The 1543-nt window shown below is 36.2% G+C and carries 1 protein-coding gene; it reads right to left on the reverse strand.

All coding sequences use genetic code 11. The annotated features are described in order from the left end of the window. Positions 1–108: 108 nt before the first annotated feature. Positions 109–1272 carry an IS110 family RNA-guided transposase gene (locus JCM9152_RS20965; RefSeq protein ID WP_035347768.1) on the reverse strand — a complete coding sequence of 388 codons (1164 nt, stop codon included), beginning with the start codon at positions 1270–1272 and terminating at the stop codon, positions 109–111. Positions 1273–1543: the final 271 nt, after the last annotated feature.

Consider the following 1543-nt stretch of genomic DNA (forward strand, 5'->3'; position numbering starts at 1 on the left):
CTAACTATATAAAGTCAAGCAGTAAATAGAAAAAGTTAAACGTTTTTTAAGATAGAAATGTAAGCATGACAAAGAAGCCTTCTAATGGCCACATTTTAAAAATGGGGGTTATTGTTGGGCTTCTTTATATGGCTCTTCTTTTCGAAGTAAATGAAAGATAACCCTTATTAGTTTCTTAGCTATATGACTAATCACCACATTATAATGTTTTCCCTCTGATTGTTTCTTTTTATAATATCTCTTAAATGTTGGGGAATAAATGGCAACCAATCGTGCGGCGTGATACATAGCCCACCGCAAATAGGGAGAGCCGCGTTTGACCATCTTCCCCTTCCCTTTCCCTTCACCAGATTCATAAATGGATGGCTCCATTCCGGCAAAAGCCAATACCTGACTAGAGGTCTTAAAGTTGTGTATATCTCCTATTTCTGCTAGGATGATACTACCGAGTCGATAAGATATTCCGGGAATGGTTACGATTGGCGAATCGAGTATATCCATAATTTCCTGAATACGTTTATCGACTTTTTTTATTTGTTTTTCATACAAATATAGCTGTTCGATCGTCTGAATTAATTCTAATTCTGCCACCTCAGAATGGTATCCAATGCTTTCGTTTGCTAATTGTTGTAGTTTTGAGGCTGACAATTGACTGTTATTTACACCTAAAAGAGAAGAAAGTGTCTTTAAATGAGCTGCGGCTATTTTCTTTGGACTTGGATATTTTTTTAATATTTTTATCATATAAGCGGAATGTCTGACTTGCCCATATGTCGCCAACTCGGGGAAGCCTTTTTCCAATATCCGTGTATATTGAGTTTTCAGAAAGGATTGATGCTTTCCAAGTCTTCGCCTGTGCCGTGTTAATTCTTTCAGTTCCATAGAAGTTTGGTTTTGTTTTTTTTCTCTTTTTTCCAAGTCCACCATCAGCTTTTTGGCAATCATTAAAGCATCGATCTTATCGGTTTTTGTTTTTCTCAAGGTATGTACCTTAGAAAATTCTTTGATTAAGATAGGATTATAACAATAAGTTGGGTACCTATTCTTTCCTAAAAATTGTAGAAGGGGAAGAGAATAGTGACCGGTATCTTCCAGCGCTACTTGGCATTCTTGCGCTGTCTCTGTTTGAATATGGCTAAGGATTTCATGGATTTTTTGAAATCCTAAATAATTATTCTGTATGACCAAGTTGTCACGATAGATTTCCCCTCTATCATCAAGAATAGCTATCTGATGTTTTTGTTTAGCTACGTCGATCCCCACATAAATCATGAATAATTCCTTCTTTCAAAAATATATTACGCTGTGCTTTCAAGCCACGCACTCCTTGTTCTGTATCCTTGTGCGAAATCAAACGTCTAGCGTTATCTAACTAATTAACAGTTAAACAAAGAGCTGTGGTTAGAATCTCTATAAAACCAGTTACTAAAAAGTACTGTAGGCTGAGTTACTAATCCACAGCGTTGCTTTTAGTATAAAAAACTATACTAAAAAAAGCACTAGAGGTAGCGAACCTCATGTGCTTAATATACAAGGCTGGGAC

It is taken from the genome of Halalkalibacter hemicellulosilyticusJCM 9152, from assembly GCF_000513115.1.
GTDB classification, from domain to species: Bacteria; Bacillota; Bacilli; order Bacillales; family Bacillaceae_D; genus Halalkalibacter; species Halalkalibacter hemicellulosilyticus.

Bases quoted from the DNA above. Each gene is read 5' to 3' on its own strand.
- JCM9152_RS20965 (WP_035347768.1), bottom strand. From the start codon at position 1,272: ATGATTTATGTGGGGATCGACGTAGCTAAACAAAAACATCAGATAGCT.